Annotated in this window: 7 protein-coding genes and 1 pseudogene; 2 read left to right on the top strand and 6 right to left on the bottom strand. The window is 72.9% G+C overall.

Annotated elements, in window-relative coordinates; translation table 11 throughout:
- From HW577_RS19535 to rfaD, 5 genes and pseudogenes are all read right to left on the bottom strand, one after another.
- A pseudogene (locus tag HW577_RS19535) lies at window positions 1–499 on the bottom strand (hypothetical protein); the annotation flags it as partial.
- A 115-nt stretch (window positions 500–614) separates the two neighbouring features.
- Window positions 615–1,385, bottom strand: coding sequence for a peptidoglycan editing factor PgeF (pgeF, locus tag HW577_RS19530; protein WP_198377803.1), 771 nt, complete (start codon window positions 1,383–1,385; stop codon window positions 615–617).
- Window positions 1,385–2,359 carry a class I SAM-dependent methyltransferase gene (locus tag HW577_RS19525; protein WP_419956597.1) on the bottom strand — a complete coding sequence of 325 codons (975 nt, stop codon included), beginning with the start codon at window positions 2,357–2,359 and terminating at the stop codon, window positions 1,385–1,387. Before HW577_RS19525 ends, pgeF begins: the two co-directional genes overlap by 1 nt.
- Before the next feature lie 79 nt (window positions 2,360–2,438).
- Window positions 2,439–3,236: a prolipoprotein diacylglyceryl transferase gene (lgt, locus tag HW577_RS19520; protein WP_198377801.1), complete on the bottom strand. Its 798-nt coding sequence runs from the start codon at window positions 3,234–3,236 to the stop codon at window positions 2,439–2,441.
- Window positions 3,236–4,219, bottom strand: coding sequence for an ADP-glyceromanno-heptose 6-epimerase (gene rfaD, locus HW577_RS19515; protein ID WP_198377800.1), 984 nt, complete (start codon window positions 4,217–4,219; stop codon window positions 3,236–3,238). Before rfaD ends, lgt begins: the two co-directional genes overlap by 1 nt.
- Before the next feature lie 141 nt (window positions 4,220–4,360).
- On the opposite strand from rfaD, the gene HW577_RS19510 reads away from it, so the two are divergent.
- Together HW577_RS19510 and HW577_RS19505 are read left to right on the top strand one after the other, a co-directional pair.
- Window positions 4,361–4,621: an accessory factor UbiK family protein gene (locus tag HW577_RS19510; RefSeq protein ID WP_232475076.1), complete on the top strand. Its 261-nt coding sequence runs from the start codon at window positions 4,361–4,363 to the stop codon at window positions 4,619–4,621.
- Between the two features lie 134 nt (window positions 4,622–4,755).
- A complete protein-coding gene (locus tag HW577_RS19505; protein ID WP_198377798.1) occupies window positions 4,756–5,259 on the top strand; it encodes a type III secretion system chaperone family protein in 504 nt (167 codons plus the stop codon).
- A gap of 15 nt (window positions 5,260–5,274) precedes the next feature.
- Here the strand turns inward: HW577_RS19505 and HW577_RS19500 are convergent.
- Window positions 5,275–5,614, bottom strand: a 340-nt coding sequence (locus tag HW577_RS19500; protein WP_232475075.1) for a hypothetical protein, incomplete at its 5' end; no start/stop codon positions are given.

The raw sequence follows: 5,614 nt of genomic DNA, 5'->3' as shown, positions 1-5,614 counted from the left end.
TCAGCGCCGCGGGGTCGCTCGACTTGCGCGCGGCCTCGGCCCGCAGCAGCAGTTGCGCGACGCGCGGCGCGGCATCCCGCGCGGCGGCGCGCAGCGTCTCGGCACTTGCCGCCGACCAGTCACGCGCGGGGATGCGCGCGCCCTCGGCCGCCCCCTGGGGCTGGCCGTCCGGGTCGGTCAGCCGGTAGCGCGGCACGACGCTGTTGCCCTGCAGCGAAGCCTCGACCGTCAGGCGCCAGTCGAGCGGCAGCGGCGCGGTCGCGGCCGCCGGCACCTCCGCGGCGAGCAGCGATTCGGACAGCGCCTCGGCAAACGCCGCGACGCGGTCGCCCGGCAGCAGCGCCGCGCCGGGTTCGGGAATGGCCAGCCGATAGGCCGGCGGCGCCGCCAGCGCGCCGGCCATGCCGCCGGGATTGCCGCGGAAGGGCTGCGGCAGGTCGCCGCAGGCGGCGAGCGCCAGTAGCGCGGCGATGGCCAGGCGACGGGTGGGGGCGCGCATGCTCAGATCATCGCCGCGCAGGTGACGAGGAAGGTGAGCAGCGTCAGCAGGCCGAGCATCATGAGGTAGGGCATGGCCTCTTCTGTGGCGCGGCGGGCGGCCGGCGCAAGGGGGTTCACACCGGCAGCGCGATGGCCGAGAGCTGGTGGCCGATCGGTCCGCCCCCGGCCAGGGTGTTGCGCCGGTGGCTGAAGAAATCGGCCTCGGCGGGCAGCGTGTCGTGCGGCGTCACCTCGACCGTCACGGACGCGGCGGCGAGCCGCGCGGCGCAGTAGCCCGCCAGGTCGAACTGCCAGCGATCCTCCCGCCGGCCGGGGGCGAAGAAGCGGGCATCGGCCGCATCGCGGGCCAGCACCGCGTCGCGCAGGTCGGCCGCGACCTCATAGGATTGCTGGCGGATGCAGGGGCCGATGGCCGTCACGATCGAAGCGCGCCGCGCGCCGAGGGCGATCATCGCGTCGATCGTCGCCTCCAGCACGCCGGCGACGGCGCCGCGCCAGCCAGCATGGGCCGCGCCGATCACCCCGGCCCCGGCATCGGCAAACAGGACCGGCGCGCAATCGGCCGTGACGATGCCGAGCGCGATGCCCGGCCGCCGCGTGACCATCGCATCCGCGCGCGGGCGCGCATCGAGCGGCCAGGGTTCCTCCAGCACCGCCACGTCCGGTCCATGCACCTGCGTGAGCGCGGCGAGCGCATCCCCCGGCAGGCCGAGCGCATCCGCCGCGCGGCGCCGGTTCTCCCGCACCGCCTCGCCGTCGTCCTTGCCCGAGAGCGAGCAGTTCAGCGCCGCGAAGGCGCCGGAGGAGACGCCGCCCCGGCGGGTGAAGAAGCCGTGCGAGAGGCCGGACTTCGCAAGCATCCCGGCGGTGACGAAGACGGCCATCAGGGGTCCTCGAAGCCGGGCAGAGGCGGCAGCCCGGGATGGGTGAAGCAGATTGCCTTGAACAGCCGGCCCATATGCTCGGGTGCGGCGAGCCGCTGCGCGGCGGCGAGGTGCGCGGTAGCGCGCTTCGGGTCCATGCGCGCGAGGATCGCCGCGCGGCTGAACAGGCCGAGCCGGGCGAGGAAGACACCCTGTGGCACCGGCCCGTGCACCGTCGCACCGGCCCCGCGCGCCACTTCCCCGAGGGCGGCGAAATCCACATGGGCGGTGATGTCGGCCGCGCCGGCGGGGCCGAGCGGGTCGGCGCTCCCCTGCGCCGTCATCGCCTGCAGGCTGTCGCCGAAGCCGCCCCGTTCCGGCCCGTAGTCGAGGAACAGCGCGGCGCCGCCCCGTGCTGCCACGCGCGCGGCGATGGCGGCGGCGATGGCGCGGCCGGTCTCGTTCACCTCCTGCACCGCGCCTTCCTCCGCCGCCTCGGGCAGCGGCGGGGCGTCCTCGGCGGGGCGTTCCTCGAAGGCGCCGGCGGTGACGAAGCGTTCCATCCAGGCGCCGCCGCGGCGGACGAACTGCCGGATCGGCAGCGCGTCGATGAACTCGTTTGCGAGGATGATCGCCGGGCCCTGCGGCAGGGTCGCGATGTCGTCGTGCCAGGCGGCGACGGCGGTGCCGAGCATGTCCGCCTGCGCCTGGCGCAGCCGTGGGGATGTCTCGACCAGGTGCACGCGCAGCGCGGCGCGGAAGGCGGGCGCCATCTCGGCGGTCGCGCGCAGCGCGTCGGCCATCAGCGTGCCGCGGCCCGGGCCGAGTTCCACCAGCGCGACCGGCGCGGGGCGCCCCATCCCTTCCCAGGCGATCGCGGCCCAGAGGCCGATGATCTCGCCGAAGGCCTGGGTCATCTCGGGCGCCGTGATGAAATCCCCGCCGGCGCCGAAGGGCTCCCGCCCGGCGTAGTAGGCGGCCGCCGCGCGGCGCATGAAGCGATCCAGCCGCTCGCTCGGGTCCCCCCCGCCGTCGTCCGGCGCGAAGTTCCGCTCATGGTCGGGCGGCAGGCCTTCAGACATCGCGCGCCCTTCCGCGCTGGATGAGCCAGGCGCCGACAAGGATCATCGGCACCGACAGCAACTGCCCCATGGTCGCGCCGGCGAACAGGAAGCCCAGATGCGCGTCCGGCTGGCGGAAGACTTCCCCGATGATGCGCGCCACGCCGTAGCCGACGAGGAAGGCGCCCGAGAGGATGCCCGGCCGCGCGCGGACCCATTCGCTGCGCGCGAGCCACATCAGCAGCGCGAAGAGGCAGGCGCCTTCGAGGAAGGCCTGGTAGAGCTGCGACGGATGCCGCGGATCGGGCCCGCCGGTCGGAAAGACCATGGCCCAGGGCACGTCCGTCACGCGGCCCCACAACTCGCCATTGATGAAGTTGGCGAGCCGGCCGAGGCAGAGCCCGATCGGCACGACGCAGACGATGCGGTCCGCGAAGGCGACCCAGTCGATCCCGTTGCGGCGCGCAAAGAGCCAGCAGGCGACGATGACGCCCAGCGCGCCGCCATGGAAGGACATGCCGCCCTGCCAGACGTACAGCGCCTCCCACGGCGCCGTCACGTAGTAGCCGGGGCGGTAGAACAGCACATAGCCGAGTCGCCCGCCGAGGATGATGCCGAGCGTCACCCAGGTGACGAAGTCGTCCACCTGCTCGGCGGTCGCGACCTCGGGCGTGCGCCGCACCAGCACGCGCGCCAGCCGCCAGCCCAGCAGGATGCCGGCGATGTAGGCGAGCGCGTACCAGCGGATGGCGAAGGGCCCGATCTCGACCAGCACCGGGTCGATCACGGGGAAGGGGATGGCGAACATCATCAGGCGAAGGGGTCCTCGGTGCGCAGCAGCACGTCGCGGACGGTGCGCGCGACGCCGTCCTCGAGCGTGACGGGCGGCTTCGTGAAGCCCGCGCCGCGCAGCCGCTCCATCCGCGCTTCCGTGAAGTACTGGTACTTGCCCTTGAGGTCGTCGGGCATGGGGATGAAGCGGATCTCCGCGTTGCGGCCGAGCGCGGCGTAGATCGCGCGCGTCAGGTCGAGGAAGCTGCGCGCCCGGCCCGAGCCGATGTTGTAGAGCCCGGAGGCGGCCGGGTTCGCCTCCAGCCACAGCATCGCCGCGACGCAATCCTCGACATGGACGAAGTCGCGCTTCTGCTCCCCATCCGCGATGCCCTCGCGGTCGGAGGCGAAGAGCGTCGCGTCCTCGCCGCGCATGATCTGGTTGAACTTGTGCAGCACGACGGAGGCCATGCGGCCCTTGTGGTGCTCGTTGGGGCCATAGACGTTGAAGAAGCGCAGCCCCGCCCAGGAGGGCGGGCGCGGCCGGCCGAGCGCGAGCATCTGCGCGACGCGCCGGTCGAAGGCGAGCTTCGACCAGCCATAGAGGTTGAGCGGGCGCAGCCGCGCGAGCGCCGCGGGCGAAAGGTCGTCCTCGAAGCCCTGCGACCCGTCGCCGTAGGTCGCGGCGGAGGAGGCGTAGATGAAGGGCACGCGTGCGTCCGCGCACCAGTCCCACAGGTATTGCGGCAGGGCGATGTTGGTCGCCGCTACCAGGTCGCCGTCCGTCTCGGTGGTCGCGCTGATCGCGCCCATGTGGAACAGCGCCTTGACCGGCGGATGGCGGCCGAGGAAGGCGCGCAGTTCCTCCGGCGGCACGATCGCGGCGACCGGGTGCTTGGCGAGGTTGCGCCACTTCTGGCCCTGGCGAAGCCGGTCGACCACCACCACTTCTTCCCCGCGCGCGCAGAGCGCCGCGACCAGGTTCGATCCGATGAAGCCGGCGCCGCCGGTGACGATGTGCATGGCCGGATCGTTCCGCAGCGCGTCCCTTGGGGGCCTTGAGAGGGGGGCGGCGGCGGTATAGGCCCCGCCAGGACGACGCGGCAACCCGGCCGCATGGGAAGGAGCAGGGCGATGGCAGGCGAGTCCGGACGCGGAAAATTCATGGACGACCTCGCGGGGGTCGCGGGCGGCGCCTTCTCGGTGCTCGCGGGCCTCCGGACCGAGGCCGAGGCCATGGCGAAGTCCCAGGCCGAGGCGATGGTCCGCCGCTTCGACCTCGTGAAGCGTGAGGAACTGGACGCGGCGATGGAGGTGGCGCGGCGCGCCCGGGAACAGGCGGAGGCACTGGAAGACCGTGTCGCGGCGCTCGAAGCCCGCCTTGCCGTGCTTGAGGCTGGCACCGAATCCTCACGCGAAACCTGAACTATTCGGTGCAACCGCTGGACTCTTGCGACGCGATTCCGCGTCTGCGTAATCTGCCCGTCGTATCCGGCCGCCCGATTCGCACCCCATATGTTGTGGGTGCCGGGCGGCAGCCCCGGGCAAGGAGGTGCCGCATGTCCGCTTCTCTCCAGCTGGACCGCGAGCGTTCCACGAACCCGCTGGACATCCTCGAGCAGATCATCGCCGCCAATGAATGGGCCTTCGAGCGCCGTTCGGACGGAGAGATGGCGGCCGAGGCCCCCGGCAAGTGGTGCGACTACGGGCTGCACTTCGCCTGGTCGCACGAGATCAGCGCCATGTCCTTCACCTGCACCTTCGACCTGAAGGTGCCCGCGGAGCGGCGGGAGAAGCTGTACGAGCTGCTGGCGCTGGCCAATGACCGGCTGTGGATCGGCCATTTCGGCATCGAGGCCGAGGACGGCGTGCCGGTGTTCCGCCATTCCGTGCTGCTGCGCGGCGCGCCGGGGGCGAGTGCCGAGAGCCTCGAGGACATGGTCGACATCGCCATCACGGAATGCGAGCGCTTCTTCCCCGCCTTCCAGTTCGTGCTGTGGGGCGGCAAGGCGCCGGCCGAGGCGCTGGCAGCATCCATGCTGGATTGCGTGGGCGAGGCCTGATCCCGCCGCGCGGGGTCACACCCCGCGCGCGCAATGCAGCAGCGTGACGGCGCCGTCCGCCGCAATCTGAAGGTCGATCTCGTCCGGCTGCGTCCAGCCCAGCGCGGTCACGCCCGTCGCGGGGTCGGTCGCACGTTCCTGCGGCGCGCCGAAGGTCCGTTCGATCCGGGCGCGCAGCGCCGCGCCCTGGCCAGGCCCACCGCGCCCCGAGACGCAGACGAGGCCCCCCGTCCGTCCATCGAAGGCGAAGGCGACCGATAGCGCCAGGGCGCCGGCGCGGAATTGCGCGGTGGCGCGGTATTCCATGCGCGCCGCCGGCACGGGGCGGCGCTCGCCGGCCGGCAGGGGCCGCGCG

Source organism: Neoroseomonas rubea, from assembly GCF_016106015.1.
In the GTDB taxonomy this organism is placed as follows: Bacteria; Pseudomonadota; Alphaproteobacteria; order Acetobacterales; family Acetobacteraceae; genus Neoroseomonas; species Neoroseomonas rubea.
This window is presented reverse-complemented; position numbering and strand designations above follow the sequence as displayed.